Source organism: Corynebacterium sp. CNCTC7651, from assembly GCF_021496665.1.
Taxonomy (GTDB): domain Bacteria; phylum Actinomycetota; class Actinomycetes; order Mycobacteriales; family Mycobacteriaceae; genus Corynebacterium.
The window spans coordinates 2,153,081-2,169,560 of sequence record NZ_CP071246.1 but is presented as its reverse complement, the minus strand read 5'-3'; the positions used below and the strand labels follow the sequence as shown (position 1 = coordinate 2,169,560).

The 16,480-nt window shown below is 65.8% G+C and carries 15 protein-coding genes; 8 read left to right on the top strand and 7 right to left on the bottom strand.

What is annotated here, in order from left to right; genetic code table 11:
• Positions 1-11 precede the first annotated feature (11 nt).
• On the bottom strand, positions 12-1,442 hold the full coding sequence (locus JZY91_RS10360; RefSeq protein ID WP_234947784.1) for a YjiH family protein: 1,431 nt from the start codon (positions 1,440-1,442) through the stop codon (positions 12-14).
• Positions 1,443-1,635: 193 nt separating this feature from the next.
• On the opposite strand from JZY91_RS10360, the gene JZY91_RS10355 reads away from it, so the two are divergent.
• The gene (locus JZY91_RS10355; RefSeq protein WP_234947783.1) at positions 1,636-3,270 is read left to right on the top strand and encodes a sodium:alanine symporter family protein; all 1,635 of its coding nucleotides are present in this window, start codon (positions 1,636-1,638) and stop codon (positions 3,268-3,270) included.
• Between the two features lie 357 nt (positions 3,271-3,627).
• Here the strand turns inward: JZY91_RS10355 and JZY91_RS10350 are convergent, their stop codons facing one another.
• Together JZY91_RS10350 and JZY91_RS10345 are read right to left on the bottom strand one after the other, a co-directional pair.
• Complete coding sequence (locus JZY91_RS10350) at positions 3,628-5,013, bottom strand: LCP family protein (RefSeq protein WP_234947782.1); 1,386 nt, start codon at positions 5,011-5,013, stop codon at positions 3,628-3,630.
• A gap of 22 nt (positions 5,014-5,035) precedes the next feature.
• Positions 5,036-5,740 carry a CPBP family intramembrane glutamic endopeptidase gene (locus JZY91_RS10345; protein ID WP_234947781.1) on the bottom strand — a complete coding sequence of 235 codons (705 nt, stop codon included), beginning with the start codon at positions 5,738-5,740 and terminating at the stop codon, positions 5,036-5,038.
• Between the two features lie 17 nt (positions 5,741-5,757).
• On the opposite strand from JZY91_RS10345, the gene JZY91_RS10340 reads away from it, so the two are divergent.
• Genes JZY91_RS10340 through JZY91_RS10330 form a run of 3 tightly spaced genes read left to right on the top strand, consistent with a single transcriptional unit; the run spans position 5,758 to position 8,335 of the window.
• Positions 5,758-6,771, top strand: a complete 1,014-nt coding sequence (locus tag JZY91_RS10340; protein WP_234947780.1) for a DUF2891 family protein — start codon at positions 5,758-5,760, stop codon at positions 6,769-6,771.
• Between the two features lie 5 nt (positions 6,772-6,776).
• Positions 6,777-7,703 (top strand): prephenate dehydratase, encoded by a 927-nt coding sequence (gene pheA / locus JZY91_RS10335; protein WP_234947779.1) that lies wholly within the window; start codon positions 6,777-6,779, stop codon positions 7,701-7,703.
• An 11-nt stretch (positions 7,704-7,714) separates the two neighbouring features.
• Positions 7,715-8,335, top strand: a complete 621-nt coding sequence (locus JZY91_RS10330) for a histidine phosphatase family protein (protein ID WP_234947778.1) — start codon at positions 7,715-7,717, stop codon at positions 8,333-8,335.
• A 55-nt stretch (positions 8,336-8,390) separates the two neighbouring features.
• Here the strand turns inward: JZY91_RS10330 and JZY91_RS10325 are convergent, their stop codons facing one another.
• Genes JZY91_RS10325 through JZY91_RS10315 form a run of 3 tightly spaced genes read right to left on the bottom strand, consistent with a single transcriptional unit; the run spans position 8,391 to position 10,594 of the window.
• Positions 8,391-8,738 carry a metallopeptidase family protein gene (locus tag JZY91_RS10325; protein WP_234947777.1) on the bottom strand — a complete coding sequence of 116 codons (348 nt, stop codon included), beginning with the start codon at positions 8,736-8,738 and terminating at the stop codon, positions 8,391-8,393.
• Positions 8,738-9,838 carry a septum formation family protein gene (locus tag JZY91_RS10320; protein WP_234947776.1) on the bottom strand — a complete coding sequence of 367 codons (1,101 nt, stop codon included), beginning with the start codon at positions 9,836-9,838 and terminating at the stop codon, positions 8,738-8,740. The genes JZY91_RS10325 and JZY91_RS10320 overlap by 1 nt, the downstream gene beginning before the upstream one ends.
• Before the next feature lie 18 nt (positions 9,839-9,856).
• A complete protein-coding gene (locus JZY91_RS10315) occupies positions 9,857-10,594 on the bottom strand; it encodes a GntR family transcriptional regulator (protein WP_234947775.1) in 738 nt (245 codons plus the stop codon).
• Between the two features lie 79 nt (positions 10,595-10,673).
• Between JZY91_RS10315 and serS the strand changes: the two genes are divergently transcribed.
• From serS to JZY91_RS10300, 3 genes are read left to right on the top strand one after another with little or no spacing between them, the layout of a single operon-like run.
• Positions 10,674-11,924, top strand: a complete 1,251-nt coding sequence (serS, locus tag JZY91_RS10310) for a serine--tRNA ligase (RefSeq protein ID WP_234947774.1) — start codon at positions 10,674-10,676, stop codon at positions 11,922-11,924.
• Positions 11,921-12,799 (top strand): 1-acyl-sn-glycerol-3-phosphate acyltransferase, encoded by an 879-nt coding sequence (locus JZY91_RS10305; RefSeq protein ID WP_234947773.1) that lies wholly within the window; start codon positions 11,921-11,923, stop codon positions 12,797-12,799. Before serS ends, JZY91_RS10305 begins: the two co-directional genes overlap by 4 nt.
• On the top strand, positions 12,799-13,620 hold the full coding sequence (locus tag JZY91_RS10300; protein WP_234947772.1) for a Cof-type HAD-IIB family hydrolase: 822 nt from the start codon (positions 12,799-12,801) through the stop codon (positions 13,618-13,620). The genes JZY91_RS10305 and JZY91_RS10300 overlap by 1 nt, the downstream gene beginning before the upstream one ends.
• Before the next feature lie 61 nt (positions 13,621-13,681).
• Here the strand turns inward: JZY91_RS10300 and JZY91_RS10295 are convergent, their stop codons facing one another.
• On the bottom strand, positions 13,682-14,545 hold the full coding sequence (locus JZY91_RS10295) for a hypothetical protein (RefSeq protein WP_234947771.1): 864 nt from the start codon (positions 14,543-14,545) through the stop codon (positions 13,682-13,684).
• Positions 14,546-14,929: 384 nt separating this feature from the next.
• Between JZY91_RS10295 and glpK the strand changes: the two genes are divergently transcribed.
• Positions 14,930-16,471 (top strand): glycerol kinase GlpK, encoded by a 1,542-nt coding sequence (glpK, locus tag JZY91_RS10290; protein WP_234947770.1) that lies wholly within the window; start codon positions 14,930-14,932, stop codon positions 16,469-16,471.
• The last annotated feature ends 9 nt before the right edge of the window (positions 16,472-16,480 follow it).

The window sequence follows — 16,480 nt, the reverse complement described above, 5'->3', positions numbered from 1 at the left end:
GCAGCGGCGGCCTAGAACACCAAGTGCGCCACCGGCACAGTGATTAGCACGGTGAGCACCACGCGGATGAACCAGATCAGCACCATCTGGCCGATGTTCAGCGGGATGTCCGTGGCCAGCACCGCTGGCACCATTGCGGAGAAGAAGAAGATCTGGCTCACGCACACCACCGCGACGGTGAATTTCAGCACCATGCTGTCCGATCCCGCGACCAGAGTGGCCGGCAGGAACATCTCCGCCAGGCCGGTGGCCAGCGCGCCGGAGGTCGCCCACGGATCCGGCAGGCGAAGCGCCCACACCAGCGGGTAGAACACCACGCCGAGCGCCTTGAACACCGGGGTGTAGGTGGCAAGAGCGAGGCCGATCACACCGACGGACATGATGCCCGGAATCACCTGTACGGCCATGGTGAGGCCGTCGCGGAAGTTCACCCACAGCACCTTGCCCAGGCTGTCTGCCTTGGCCAGCTCACGCTTCGCCTCGTTCCACGCCGCAGCGAAACGGTTACCGGTGATCTGGGCCTCCGGGTGCGGCTGCGCGCCCGGGTAGTAATCCTCAGAGATGCGGGAAATCGGTGGGATCCGCACGGTGATCGCGGTGACGATGTAGGTGATGACGAAGGTGGCCCAGAAGTACGTGGTCCAGTGCCCCATCATGTCCAGCGTTTTGGCAACGATGACCATGAAGGTTGCGGAGACCGTCGAAAAGCCGGAAGCAATGATTGCAGCCTCGCGCCCGTTGTAGTGGCCCGACTTGTACATGCGGTCCGTGATCAGCAGGCCCAGCGAGTAGGAGCCGAGGAAGGATGCCACCGCATCCACCGCGGACTTGCCCGGGGTGTGGAAGACCGGGCGCATGATCGGCTGCACCATCACGCCGATGAACTCCATCAAGCCAAAGCCCACCAGTAGACCCAGGAAGATCGCGCCGACCGGGATGAGCAAGCCCACCGAGATAACCAGCTTGTTCAGGATGAACGGGCCGATGTCCGGGTTGTGCAGGAAGGCCGGGCCGAAGCCAAAGACGAGCATGGCGCAGAACACCACTGCCAGCACCGACAGACCGGCGAAAATCATGCGCGCGAAATCCGCCTTCCAGCGGCCGGAGACGAACTGGTACACCGTGCCAGCGATGATGGCGACCAGTGCCAAGTACTGCGTGCCGGTGCCCAGCGTCTTGGTGATGAAGGTGACAATGTGGTCCAGCAGGATCGTGTTCTTCTCATTCCACGTGAACGGGACGAAGAACGCGAAGATGCCGATGCCGGAATACAGGAAGAAGCGCCACACGTTCGGTGCATGAACTGGGGCTTGCGGGTCCGTCTCCGCTTCATTCAGGGTGCCGTCGTACGCCTCGTGGGGTGCCGGGATGTTCTTGACGTCGTACGCAGGGGGGTACGACTGGGGCCACTTGCGGCTGACACCCGGAGTTGTTTGGTCCATGCTCGCTCCTTTCGGAATGGAAGTTTGCACTAGTTGTACGTGACACAAGTCACCGTGGGTAGCCAATGTGAGCGCCACCAATCTGGGATCCCAGACAAAGTAATTTGTGTGAAAGTGACGCGCAGCACAGTTTTATCGCCTAAATTCACATGCAACTTGGCGGTTTCTCTCTGTTAACCCAAAGGAGCGCGTTGTGGAAGCGATAATTAGTACTCTCGACGGGATCATCTGGTCCCCGGCACTGGTGTTCCTGTGCCTCGGTGCGGGTGTGTATTTCACCGCTGTCACCATGTTCGTTCAGGTCCGCGGTCTGCCGGACATGATCAAGCAGCTCAGCCGGGGCGAGAAGTCCGAGGCGGGCATCTCCTCCTTCCAGTCCCTCATGATCTCCCTGGCCAACCGTGTCGGCGTGGGCAACATCGCCGGCGTGGCCACCGCGATCGCGTTCGGCGGCCCGGGCGCGGTGTTCTGGATGTGGATCGTGGCGTTCCTCGGCGCCGCCACCTCCTTCATCGAGTGCACCCTGGCACAGATCTACAAGGAGAAGGACCGCGATACCGGCGAGTACCGCGGCGGCCCCGCCTACTTCATCGAGAAGGCGTACGCGCACACCGGTGCCCGCGGTTTCGCGCTGGCCTACGCCGTCTTCTTCGCCATCTGCATGATCCTGGCCACCTCCTACTTCCTCCCGGGCATCCAGGCCAACGGTGTGGCTGCAGCCGTGGAGAATGCGTGGGGCGTCAACGTGTGGATCTCCGCCGCCATCATGGCAGTGCTGCTCGGCCTGATCATCATCGGCGGCATCAAGCGCATCGCCAACTTCGCTTCCCTGGTCGTGCCGTTCATGGCCGTGGCCTACATCGTGATTGCGATCATCGTCCTAATTGTCAACGCCTCTGAGATCCCGCATGTTTTCGGCCTCATCTTCTCCTCCGCGTTCGGCCGCGACGAGATGTTCGGCGGCATGATTGGCGCCGCCATCATGTGGGGTGTCAAGCGCGGCATCTACTCCAACGAGGCCGGCCAAGGCACTGGCCCGCAGCACGCCGCAGCCGCCGAGGTTTCCCACCCAGCCAAGCAGGGCCTCGTCCAGGCGTTCGCCGTGTACATTGACACCCTGTTCGTCTGCTCCGCTACTGCGTTCATCATCATCTCCACCGACATGTACCGCGTCCACGAGGGCCAGTCCACCGACGGTGCCCTCATCTACAACGGGTCCGTCGGCGAGGCCATCCCGGTCGGCCCCGGCTTTGTCCAGGAGGGCCTGAACACCCTGGCCGGCGGCCTCGGCCCGAGCTTCGTCGCGCTGGCGATCATGTTCTTCGCCTTCACCACCGTGCTGGCGTACTACTACCTGGCCGAGGTGAACTTCACCTACCTCAACCGCTGGGTGAAGAACGAGGGTACCCGCCGCGCCATCATCTGGATCCTCCGCGTGCTCATCGTTATCTCCGTCTTCATCGGCGCTACCACCACCCCGGGCACCGCCTGGGCTCTCGGCGACATCGGCGTGGGCGCCACCGCGTGGCTCAATATTGTGGCCATCCTGTTCCTCCAGGTCCCCGCGCTCAAGGCGATGCGCGACTACAGCCGCCAGAAGAAGGCCGGTTTGGACCCGCAGTTCGACCCTGAGGCCCTGGGCATCAAGAACGCCGACTTCTGGGTGGAGCGCAAGCGCGAGATGATCGAGGCTGGCACTTGGCCGGGTGTCGAGGGCTCCGTGGTCACGACCACAACCACCCAGACCACTCGCACGACCGAGACGCACCGCCAGGACCCGGGCGCTGGCCCGGCCGGCACCATCGGCGGCAGCACCGCAGTGCCGTAGGCCGGACGGCGCCACCGGCTGTCTGACTGGGTCTGACTAGGTAAAACAAAAGAGGTCCACCTCCGGGTAGGCCTCTTTTACTGATGTCTTGGCCCTGCAGCGGGGCGCTGACAGCTGCACCCTGCAGCTCTCAACGGGCACCAGCCTTTGAGGCCTACAGCCCTGTAGGCCTCAGCGTGAACCGGCCCTGAGGCCTACCGGAAAAGCCCAGGTCGGGTGTAACTGGTGTGACTCGAAATTCTTGAGGCCTACAGCGCTGTAGGCCTCAGTGGAATCTGGCGCTGCGACCCCCAAGAAACCCAGCGCAGAGGTCTGTCCGCCGGCACGGGAGCCCCAGCCCCGAACCCCAACCCCCAACTACCTCAGCGAGCTGAACAGCTCCTCGGCCGCGTACTCGTCCCAGATCACCACGTTGCCCACCTCGGTGTCCATGAAGTCGCCGATGGGGATGGTCACGGTCTCAAGCCCGCCGCGCATGGCCAGCGGAATCCGCGCCAGGTTCCACACATGGTCGCCCTGGCCCACCACAAACAACGTCGGCACTGTCCACGCCAGCGGAATCAGTCGGAAGGGATTCAGTAGCACGGCCGGCGACAGCGTCCTAGCCACCAGCGCGCCCAAAAACTCTCGCTGCCGTGCCACGCGGTCCAGGTCGCCTTGCGCTGTCGCGCGGGTGCGCACGTACCCAAGCCCGGTCGCGCCGTCCATCTTCTGGCAGCCTGGTTGGACGTTGAGGTTGGCTAAGGGATCGTCGATAGGCTCGGCAACGCAAATCTCCACGCCGCCCACCGCGTCGGTTACGCGCGCGAGCCCGCCCATGCCGATCTCCGCGTAACGGTCCACGCGCAGGCCCGTCGCCTGCTCCACCGTCGCGGCGAGAAGCTGCGGCCCGCCGTACGCGTATGCAGCGTTGACCTTGTCGTACCCATAGCCCGGCACCGCCACGTAGGAGTCGCGTGGGATCGATATCAGCGTCGCTTTCCCGGTCAGCGGCAGGTGCAGAAGCATGATGGTGTCCGTACGCGTAGACCCAATATCGCCGCCCGTGCCCAGCCGCTCAATCTCCTCCTCGCTTAAGCCCACGCGCGAGTCCGACCCCACGAGCAGCCAGTTCGTCCCCGCCGTATTGGCAATACGCTCTTCGGGGAGGGCTTGGACGCGGTCCATGCGGGCATCGGCAAGCAGGGTGCCCGCGATCGCCAGCACTAGGAGGATGGCAAGAATCGTGCTGCATCCAGGGGCTTTTGCTTTACGACGCCTCCTTTCAACCCTCGGCTCCGACCCCGCCCGTGTTTGCCGGCTGATCACCGGTTGTTCGGGCTGCTGCACCTGCCGGCGCGCGCGGCGTGGCTGCTGCGGGACCTGCTGTGGCGGGCGCTGCTGAGTTCGCTGTGGAGGGACCTGCTGTGGCGGGCGCTGCTGCGGGCGTTCCTGGCGCGTGTACTCCGGCACACGGCGCGGCTCGTACTGCTGGCGCGGGCGCTCTTGCCGCGGGCGCTCCGGGTAGTCCGCACGCTCTACCCGCGTGTACTCGGGTGCGCGGCGCGGTTGGTACTCCTGGCGCGGCCGCTCGACCCGCTCCGGCCGCTCGACCCGCCGGGTCGCATCACCGGCGGGCCCTCCAGAGGCCGGCCGGCGGCGCACCGGGCGGCCGTAGCGGTCAACGATGGGCTTGCCATCTTTGCCCAGCACGTAATCGCCCAGGTTGTCGCGGGGATCGTTGGAGTGCGGCGTGGTTGGCATGGGGATAGTGTAAATCCCCGCGCTAGATCCCCAGGAAAGATAGGTCGAGCAACGGGTAGGCGATGTAAGCCACCGCGTCGATGAGGAAGTGGGCCAGCACCAGCGGCCAGACGCGGCCGGTGCGGTGGAAGTACCAGGCAAACACCACGCCCATCACGATGTTGCCGAACCCGGCCGAGACCCCCTGGTACAGGTGGTAGGACCCGCGCAGCGCCGAAGACGCCGCGATCGCTTGCCACGGTTTCCACCCCAGCTGGCCTAACCTTGTGACCAAGTACATCACCACCACAACCTCTTCACCGAAGCCGTTGGCAAACGCCCACAAGAGCGAGGTCGGAATCTGCACAGCCTCCGTCGCCGGCACCACCACCTTGGACAAACCCAGGTGCACACCCGCCACATACAGCGCCAGCCCCGGCAAGCCGATCATCGCGGCGAATCCGGCCCCGTGAGCGAGGTCGCGCCACCTGGGCCATTGCCACCGCCACCCAAGCAGGTACCACGCCAGCCCGCCCCACCCGATTAACGTGAGCGCCGAGGTGGCTTGGAGGGCGAGGTCGAGCCAGTGGATGTTCGAGGAAGCGTCGATAAGCGTGGTGCTCTGCTGGTTGAGTGGGGCCTTGAGCAGGGAGTCCACCAAGCGCAGCGCGGCGCGCAGCCCGGAGGTGCCGAAGGTGATGATGAGGACAAGCCACACTTCCGTGACCAGCCGAGAGCGTTCGCGCATGCGGTAACTTTAGCGCCGTGACAGGCACCGCAATCTCCGACGCGACGGCCCGGGACTGGGCGCGCACCATCTGCGCCGTCGTCGGCCGCGAATACCCCGCAGCCATGCACCACGTCAGCGCCGGCCCCGCCGACACCGACTGCACCCCGCGCGCACTCCACCCCGCGTTCTGGGGCAGCTTCGACTGGCACTCTAGCGTGCACATGCTGGCCAGCGGCGTGAAGCTGCTCGCATGGGAATTGGGGGAAATGCGCGAGGAGCTTCTTGTGCTTATCGACGCCCGCTTAACCCCAACCAACATCTTCACCGAAGCCGCCTACCTGCGCGACCACCCGCTCTATGAACGGCCTTACGGCTGGGCCTGGGCGCTGCACCTGGGCAAGGCGTGCCGGGACATGGCGAAAGTAGAGCCGCGCGCTGCCGCGTGGGCGGAGGCGCTCGTGCCCTTGGAGGCGCAGATTGTGGCGAATGCGGCAGCGTGGCTTCGCGCCCAGCCGATGCCCGTGCGCCACGGCGTGCACGACAATTCCGCGCTGGCGCTGTTCCTGATGCACGACGCGCTGCCAGCCGGTACGGGCTCGCTGGCCGGTACGGGCTCGCCCGGAGCCCAGCTGCGCGCCCAGATTGAGGCGACCGCGCGCGAGTGGTTCGGCGCGGACCGCGCCTACCCGTTTGCGTGGGAGCTCAGCGCGCACGACTTCGTGTCCAACGGCCTCGGGGAGGCCGTGCTCATGCAGCGGGTGCTCGAACCTGGCGACTTCGCCGCATGGGAGGAGGCGTTTTGGGGGGAGCGTCGTGAAGCAGAAGCTTTCTACACCCAGGCCCCGCACGTGCCGGACGCACGCGACGGCAAGCTCGCACACCTGCACGGGCTGGCGCTCACGCGCGCCTGGATGCTGCGGCTGTTGGGCACGCCGGAGGGGACGGACGCGCTGGTGGCGTCCGCGCGCGGGCAACTGGGCGGCGACAACTTCATGGCTACGCACTGGTTGATTACCTACGCCCTGCTGGCCGAAACTGCGATAGGTTGATGCAGGTGACCCGCATTGCCTACCTTGGCCCAGCCGGCACCTTCACGGAGGAAGCCGCGCGCCGCTTCGACCTGCCCGAGCCGGAGTACGTGCCGGCAGATTCGCCTGCTGCTGCGCTCGCCGCTGTGCGCGCGGGTGAGGCGGACTACGCGGTGGTGGCCATCGAGAATTCTGTGGACGGCGCCGTGACCTCCACCTCGGACGCGTTGGTGGAGCCGGGCGTGCAGATTGCGGGCGAGACTGAGCTGGAGATCGCGTTTGCCATCATGACGCGCCCGGGCACTTCGCTTGCCGACGTTCACACGCTAGCCACCCACCCCGTGGCATACCAGCAGGTCAAAGGCTGGGTGGCAGAACACATGCCGGGCGTGGAGTTCGTCTCCGCGTCCTCGAACGCTGCTGCCGCGCGCATGGTGGCGGAGGGCCAGGCTGACGTGGCCGCCGCGCCCGAGCGGGCGGCGGACTTGTTCGGCCTGGAGGTGCACGCCCACGGCGTGGCGGACATGGATACGGCGCGCACGCGGTTTGTGCTGGCCGGGCCGGAGGCGCAGCCGCCCGCGCGCACGGGGCGCGACCGGACGGCGCTGGTGTTCCAGACACCCAACGAGCCGGGCACGCTGGTGGCCATCCTGCAGGAATTTGCCTATCGGGGTGTAGATCTCTCCCGTATTGAGTCCCGCCCCACGCGCCAAGAGCCGAACACGTACAACTTCTTTGTGGAGCTTGTTGGACATGTGGATGACGCCCCCGTGGCCGAGGCGCTGCGCGGTGTCTACCTGCGGGCGAGCTGGGTGCGCTTCCTCGGGTCCTGGCCGCGGTGGACTGGTGCCGCGGGCTCCGGGTTAGGCACGGATGACGCGGGCGCGGGGTTGGCCCACGAACGCATCGCGGCCGCCGACGCCTGGGTGCGCCGCGCACGGGAAGGGAAGTAGGTAGGAAGACCATGCTGATTTTGCTGCGACACGGCCAGACCACCTCCAACGTGGATCGCCTCTTGGACACCCAGCTGCCGGGCGCCGCGCTGACGGAATTGGGGCAGGAGCAAGCCCGCGCTGCCGGCGACGAGATCCGTTCGCGCTACGCCGTTGACCGAGTCATTTCCTCCGAAGCGCTGCGCGCCCGCGAGACCGCCGCCTTGGCGTTCGGGCCGGACACGCCGAGCGACTTCGCGGACATCCCTGCGGTGCCTGGCCTGCACGAGGTCAATGCCGGCCGCTGGGAAATGCAGAATTCCCGCGAGGCGCACGAAGGCTACTTCTCCTCGTTCCGCGGGTTCTACCGCCGCGACCTAGCTGCGGCGATTGAGGAGGGCGAGTCCTTGGAACTCTTCCTCGCCCGCTACCGCGGGGCGATCGCGCCCTTCGCGCAGGAAGAGGGCAACACCGTGGTGGTGTCCCACGGCGGGGCGATCCGCGCGTTCGCCGCTAACGCCACAACGGTCACGCCGGAGTACGCGGAACAGTCCCACCTGGCCAACTGCACGTACCTGGTCATCGACCCGGTTGGCGAGTTCGGCGACTGGCGCGTGGTCCAGTGGGCCGATTACCCGCTGCCGGAGGGCTAGCCGCTCCGCGCCAGACCCGTCGGCCGCGCCGGCTGCGCCAGACCCGTGGGCCGCGCTAGCCCCAGCCGAGCTCGTGAAGTTCGTGCTCCTCAAGGCCAAAGTAGTGCCCCACCTCATGCAGCACGGTCACTTTGACCTCGTGGCGTAACTCCTCCTCGTCGGCGCAGATCGCTTCCAGCGCGTTTTTGTAAATGAACACAGCATCGGGGAGGAACCCGCTGTGGTTGGAGTACTGCTCCGTCAGCGGCACACCCTCGAACAAGCCCAGCAGTTCCGGGTTGTCTGCGTTGAAATCCCGCGCCAGCACCACCATGTTGGTCATATGGTGGGCAAATTCGTCGGGGATGGTGTCCAGGGCGTCGTTGATCATGGCCTCGAACTCGGCGTGGGTGACGGGTGTCATCACTGCGCCACCGCGTCACCAGCACCCGCATCTGCGCCGGTCGCCTCGCCCGGCGCCCCGGCACCGGCATCGGAGCGAAGCGGCCGGCGGTCGGGCTTTTCGGCTGGGGGTGCGCCGTCGATAAGCAAGTGCTCCCTGCCCTCGCGTGCGCTGCCGGTGAGCTCCGCGAACTGCCCCTCAGGGCGCGAGAACACCAGCGCGCAGTTGACGGAACGGGAGCCGCCGTCCCACGCCTCGGGTTTTTGCGTCGTCCAGAAAGGTTGCAGGGTGATGCGGTAGAGGTTCTCCTCGCCGCCGAGGTAGTCCTGCGCGGCCGCGGTGCAGACGTTGCCCAGGTGGCCGTCCTGCTCCTCAACCGCCGGGGTGTGGTCCGGGAACACGTCCCCCATGGCCACTTTGGCGGTGATCTCCAACTGGTGCGGGTCCGCGCAATCCACCACGGTCAGTGAGTTCGTCTGATCCACCGCCACGCACTGGCCCGGCTCGAACACGCGGGCCTGGTCTTGGTCGGCGACGCGCCCGGTGGTCAGGATCGGCTCGCCGCTGCGGTCTGTCTCCTGCAGGCCGCAGAGCATGGTGCGGTCGCCCTTCTCCCACGCGGCAGCAGGCGGCAGGATCGGCGCGATGGAGTAGCGCCCCGTCGGGTCGTACACCCCGTCCAGGTAGCGCAGCGTCGCGGCGCCGCACAGCTCCTCGCGCAGCTGCGCCTGGCGCGTCTGGCTGGGCATGGGCGCAGTGGGGCCGAACTCGCTGGTGGGGTAGGTGCCCAGGTCCTCGCGCAGCGACACCTCAAAACGGTGCGGGCCCGCGCAATCCGCCTGCTCAAAACCGGAGATCGAACCGTCCGGCCCCACCTCCCACGTCAGGCAGGAGCCCTGGTCCGCGCTTGTGAAGGTCACGGGGGCCATGCTTTCCGACGTCTCCGTTTCACCCGTTTCCCCCGCAGCCGTCGTGGTGGCCTGCGCCTGCGTTTCCACTCCGCCCGCGTCCCCGGTGCGCTCCGCAACGAAACCGTAGGATCCGATGCCAACGGCGCCCGCCAGCGCGGAGACCAAGAAGGCGCGCGTGGCGGTGGTGCGGCTACGTCCGGGAGAAACCATGACGGCTAGCCTAACCCATCACCCTGTGGGCCCCGGTTGCTCCAGTTCACGCACCACGCGGGTGCGCAGCGTGTACCGGTCCGTGCGGTAGACGGAAGAGCAGTACTCCAGGTGCAAGGCGCCGCTGCGGCCGTGGCGCACGACGTGGAGCAGGGGGGTAGCGGGCGCGACCTCCAGCAGCTGGGCATTCTGCGCGCCGGCGGTGACGGCGGAGACGGTCTGGTCCGCCTCCGTGATACCGAACCCGTACTCGCGCTCCAGAAGGGTGTAGATGGATTGCTCCACGTCGTGGTCCAGGAGCGTAGGGACCAGTGTGGCGTTGTACCAGGCATCATCCACCGCGTAGGGCTCGCCGTCGCCCAAGCGTAGGCGGCGGAGGTGGATGTGCTGCGTGTCCGGCGCTGTGCCGAAGAACTCCGTGGCCTCCGGCGGGGCGTGATCAATGCCGGCAAGCAGTACGCGGGAGGATGCTTCCACCCGCTGGTGGCGCATTTCCTCCGAAAAGCTGGCCAAGTGCAGGCGGCTGACCACCGGCGACGGGGCGACAAAGGTGCCTTTTCCGCGCACGCGGCGCAGTTTGCCGGCGTTGACCAAGTCGCCGATCGCGCGGCGCACCGTGATGCGGGAGACCCCGTACTCCTCCTCCAAGGCGCGCTCGCCCGGGAGCGGGTCGCCGGGCGAGAGTTCCTCGGCGATTGTCCGCTCCAAGATCTCGCGCAGCTGCGCGTGCTTGGGAACGGGGCCGTCGGTGATCATGCACTCCAGCTTACGCCGGTGGTTATGACCAGTCCACAGCTCCTGACCGGGTGGGTGCGACCCTGTAGAGTTTGTAGGCGTGATCGATCTTAAGAGTGTGCGCGAAAACCCCGATGCCGTCCGCGAGTCCCAGGTGGCCCGCGGCGAGGATCCGCAGCTGGTGGACCAGCTGCTCGCCGCCGATGAGGCGCGGCGCGCAGCCATCCAGGTGGCGGATGAGCTGCGCGGCGAGCAGAAGGCCTTTGGCAAGAAGATCGGCCAGGCCTCCCCGGAGGAGCGCCCCGCGCTGCTCGAGGGATCGAACGAGCTGAAGGCCCGCGTCAAGGCAGCGGACACGCAGAAGCAGGCGGAGGCGGAGGTTGCGCGCCTCCAGGTCGCCATCCCGAACCCGATCGTCGGCGCTCCCGCGGGCGGCGAGGAAGACTTCGTGGTGCTGGAGCACGTGGGCGAGGTCCCGGAGTTCGATTTCGAGGTCAAGGACCACCTTGACCTGGGCGAGGGCCTGGGCATCATCGACATGGCCCGCGGCGCTAAGGTGGGCGGCGCGCGCTTCTACTACCTGGTGGGCGACGGCGCCTGGATGCAGCTGGGCATGCTCATGCTCGCCGCGCAAAAGGCGCGCGAGGCCGGTTTCAAGGTCATGGTCCCGCCGGTGCTGGTGCGCCCGGACGTGATGGCCGGCACCGGCTTCCTGGATGAGCACGACGAGGAGATTTACTACCTCGAGCGCGACGAGATGTACCTGGTAGGCACCTCCGAGGTGGCGCTTGCTGGCTACCACCGCGACGAGATTATTGACCTCTCCGACGGGCCGCTGCTGTATGCGGGGTGGTCGAGCTGCTTCCGTCGTGAAGCGGGCTCCTACGGCAAGGACACGAAGGGCATCCTGCGTGTCCACCAGTTCGACAAACTGGAAATGTTTGTCTACTGCAAGCCGGAGGAAGCAGAGGAGATGCACCAGCGCCTGCTCTCGCTGGAGCGCGAGATGCTGGCCTTGGTGGAGGTGCCGTACCGCATCATCGACGTCGCCGCAGGTGACCTCGGCTCTTCCGCCGCCCGCAAGTTTGACACGGAGGCGTGGGTGCCGTCGCAGAATACCTACCGCGAGCTCACCTCCACCTCCAACTGCACCACGTTCCAGGCCCGCCGACTGAACACCCGCTACCGCGACGCGGACGGCAAGACCCAGACCGCCGCCACCCTGAACGGCACCCTGGCCACCACCCGCTGGCTGGTCGCGATCCTGGAGAACCACCAGCAGGCAGACGGCTCCGTCGTCGTGCCTGAGGCGCTGCGCCCCTGGGTGGGCAAGGACGTGCTGGTGCCGTGAGTGAACGCGCCGGGCTAGGGCGGCGGCGCGGGCTGCAGCTCCCCGCCTCCTACACCTCGCCGGCTGATCACCCGGTGGAATCCAAGGAGCGCTTCTACCAGGGCGCCGTGGGCGTTGCGCGGCGTCTGCTGGGCTTCACGCGTATCGACGTCACTTTGCACGGCCTCGAGCACATCCCCCAACGCGGCGGTGCATTGCTGGCTGGCAACCACACCGGGTACTACGACTTTGTCCTGATGGGCGCCGGGCCGCACATTCACGGCAACCGGCTGGTGCGTTTCATGGCGAAGCAAAGCGTCTTCGGCATCCCGGTGCTGGGCGGCATCATGCAGAAGATGGGGCACGTGCCGGTGGACCGCGCCCGCGGTGCCGGCGCCATCGACGCAGCTGTGGCTGAGCTGCGGCGCGGCAGGCTGGTGGGCATTTTCCCCGAGGCAACCATCTCGCGCTCCTTTGAGCTGGCGAAGTTCAAGACCGGTGCCGCGCGCATCGCGCACGCGGCCGGCGTGCCGCTGATCCCGTGCGTGATGATCTGGGGATCCCAGCGCATCTGGACCAAGGACCTGCCCAAACAGCTCCGGGGCGTGCCGGTGATTGTGCGCTACGGCGAGCCGGTCGCGCTCACCGGGGATGCGGAAGCGGACACCGAACGCTTGAAGGCTGCGATGCAACTGCTTCTCGACGAATCCCGGAACCTCGTCGGCATCGAAGGCGGGGAGGCGTGGATGCCGGCCTCCCTCGGCGGCACGGCTCCTTCCATCGAGGAAGCTGAAGAGATCTACGCGCGGGAGCGCGAGGCGCGGGCTGCGAAGAAGGCGGCCAAGGCGGAGAAGCGGGCTGGAAATAAACGTCGAAAATCAAAGGGAGGCTCCTGATGGGCGCTCCCAAGCTGATCATCAGCGACATTGACGGCACGTTCCTGAATTCGCAGGGGCGTGTGAGCCCGCGCCTGCGTGACGTGGTGGCGCGTGCGGTGCGTCGCGGCGTGCACTTTGGGCTGGCCACCGGTCGCCCGCACCGCTGGCTGATGCCGGTGCTGGATCAGCTGCCGTTCGCGCCGGTGTGCGTGTGCGCGAACGGGGCGGTGGTGTATGACCCGGCGTCCGACACCGTGCTTCGAGCTTTTGAACTGTCGACGGAAGCGATGCGCGGTGTGGTCGATGCCGTCGAGGAGGCGTTTGCCGGGATTCCGCACGGTTACGGTGTGGAGCGTGTGGGTTCCAGCGCGCTTGACCCGGAGGAGGAGTGCTTCCTGATCACCCGCGAATACAACCCGGACGCGTGGGACGCTCGTTTCGGTGTGGTGAGCGTGGAGGAGCTGATCGCCGTGCCGGCCGCGAAACTGCTGGTGCGGTGCATGGAGATGACGTCCGCGGAGATGTTTGAGCTGGTCGCGCCGGTGATTAACCCTGACGATGCCCACGTGACCTACTCCATGGATGAGGGCCTGCTTGAGTTTTCCTGCCCGGGTGTGAACAAGGCGACCGGCGTGTCCGTGCTGGCAGCGCAGTACGGCGTGGACCCTTCCGACGTGGTGGCGTTCGGCGACATGCCCAACGACCTTGAGATGCTCGCCTGGTCTGGCATGGGCGTGGCCATGGCGAACGCCGCGCCGTTAGTGCAGGATGCGGCCGATTACGTCACGGTGACCAACGACGAAGACGGCGTCGCCGCAGTGCTCGAGCACTGGTTTTAGGTAGCTGGGGCGGGGTTTCTTGCTGGCGCAGGCTGGGTGAACGTCGTCAAGCAAAGTGCCCCTAGGCGGCGGAAGGCTCAGCACGGACGGGGAGCACCGCCGGTGCGGGATTGTTGGCGAGGGTGGTGCGGATGAGATTGAGCAACGCCTCACCTCTGCCGTTTGTCCACCCCGCCCGCCTGACCAGGAGCCCCTGATTCTGCAACTCCATCTCGCGATGGCGTTCTTCGCGGGTGATAGTGTCCGGGTCTCCGAACGTGCCGTCAGATTTGATCAAGCCATCCAACTCCAACACGAGATAGCCGTTGATCAATACGTCCACCCGTGCGATCTGCATGGTGCCGTCCCGGGTTTTGATCCAAAAAGGGATCTGGAACTCAACCGTGTGAACCTCAGGGAGCTCTCCCTTCTCGATTGCAGTGAGGATAGTCTCGCGTGCCAAGGTTTCCAGCGGGCTTTGACTGGTAGCGCCTGAGAACTCGATAAGGCTTCGAAATTCGCGCAGGCCTTTCGCTCGAGGGAGGACATCGGTGTGCTTCAGCAACTCGTCGACGGTCAGGTTCGACCATTTCCAGCGTGCAGATTCAATCTGTACGAGCGCTTCGAGACGGCCGTGGTACCTAAAACTGTCGAAAAGACATCGAAGTAGACAGGTATGGGAAATGCCAGCGGTGGACGATATTTGATACGCATCGATAGACGCGCCGTGATACCTGCGATCCGTGTATGTCCGCTTCTTGCCCCAAGTGTGGCCCCGATTGTTCAAGATAAGGTCTACCTGCGTAACCCATGAATAGGTGCTCAAAGTTAATAACCTCGCGGCTGCTGGGCCGGTGACTATGGACTTCTTGGCTTCTCCAGCTACCCGCTTGATCAATTCGATCTCCTGGGTACGTTTTGCTTCTCGCGTCGATTGATTGTTCATAGCGGATATAGTGCAGAGGATTCGTCGCGTGCGCAAGGGTGGGATGTCTGGTCTGTGGATAAGTGTGCTCGGTGGATTCCGGGGTGTGGATAACTTCCGGGCGCGCTAGTGGGTTGCCCACTTTCGTTGAGGCCTATAGGGGTGTAGGCCTCAGCGAATTTCCTCTTGGCGGCCTACCCCAAAACCGCAGGTCGCGTGTGACTGGTGTGACTCACTTTGCTTGAGGCCTACAGCCCTGTAGGCCTCAGCGAATCTCATGCCCAAGTTGATGCCCAAGTTGCTGCGCATTGTCTCGCCAACTGCCTCGCCGCGCACCACCCCCAGCCCACAGGTGAACCCCAGTCATTCCCAAGCTGGACAAACCCACCCCGTACACTGCCCCGTATGCCGAACAGCGCCACGTACATCGCCGCGATTGACCAGGGCACGACATCTACCAGGGTGATCATTGCTGACACTCGGGGCCAGGTGGTGTCGCAGGCGCAGTACGAGCACGCCCAGATCATGCCGCGCGAGGGTTGGGTGGAACACGACGCAATGGAGATCTGGCGCAACACGCGCCGCGCGATCGTGGAGGCACTGGCAAAACAGGACATCGCGGACGAGGACATCAGTGCGCTGGGCATCACTAACCAGCGCGAAACCGCGGTGATCTGGGAGCGGGCGACCGGCCGGCCAATCTACAACGCAATCGTGTGGCAGGACACGCGCACCAACCCGAGCGCGGCGGCTGACGGCGCGGCCGACCAGGCCAACCCGGCGCCCCACGCCGACCACCCAGCCGACCACCCAGCCGACCAGGCAAAATACCTTCGCCAAACCGGGTTGCTGCACAACTCTTACCCGTCGGGGCCGAAGTGGGCTTGGATCCTGGACAACGTGGAAGGGGCCCGCGAGCGCGCGGAGCGCGGCGAACTGCTCGCCGGCACGATGGACACGTGGTTGATGTGGAACCTCACGGGCGGCGCACGCGACACCGAAAACGCGCTGCACCTCACCGACGTGACTAACGCCAGTCGCACGCTCCTCATGGACCTCACCACGCTGGAGTGGAGCGACGAGCTCTGCGAGGCGATCAGGGTGCCAAGGCAAATGTTGCCGGAAATTAAACCGTCGATAGGCACTTTTGCCCAGGTGCGCAGCCGCGGCCCGCTGGGAGGGGTGCCCATCACGGGCGTGCTCGGGGATCAGCAGGCGGCGCTGTTCGGGCAGCACGGGCTAAATGAGCACGACGCGAAGATGACGTACGGCACCGGCCTGTTCATGCTGCTGAACACGGGCACACAACCGCGGTTCAGCGAGGACGGCATGCTCACCACCGTCGCGTACCAGATCGAGGGGCAGCCGCCGGTGTACGCGCTGGAGGGTTCGGTGGCGGTCGGCGGTTCGTTGATCCAGTGGCTGCGGGATCAGCTTGGCATGCTCAACTCCGCGGAAGAGACGGAGGAGCTGGCCGCGCAGGTGCCGGATTCCGGCGGCGTAACAATCGTGCCGGCGTTCTCGGGGCTCTTCGCGCCGCGGTGGCGGCCGGATGCGCGGGGGATTATTTGTGGGCTGACTAGGTTCGTGGATAAGCGGCACATTGCCCGCGCGGCGCTGGAGGCGACGTGCCTGCAAACGTATGAGGTGGTTGCGGCGATGGGTGGCGCGCCCGCGACGCTGAAGGTGGACGGCGGGATGACCGCGAACTCCCTGCTTATGCAGATGCAGGCGGACATCCTCGGCCTGGATGTCGTGCGCCCGGACAATGTGGAGACGACGGTGATGGGCGCGGCTTCGGCGGCGGGCATTGGGGCTTTGCTTATCGACGCTCCCTTAAGCCTCGGCCCCACAACCACCTTCACCGCAACGATGGGTGCGCCGGAACGCGAGAAGCTCCTCGCGCGGTGGGAAGATGCCGTCGCGAGGAGCTACAACCAGGTGTAATAACCAGGT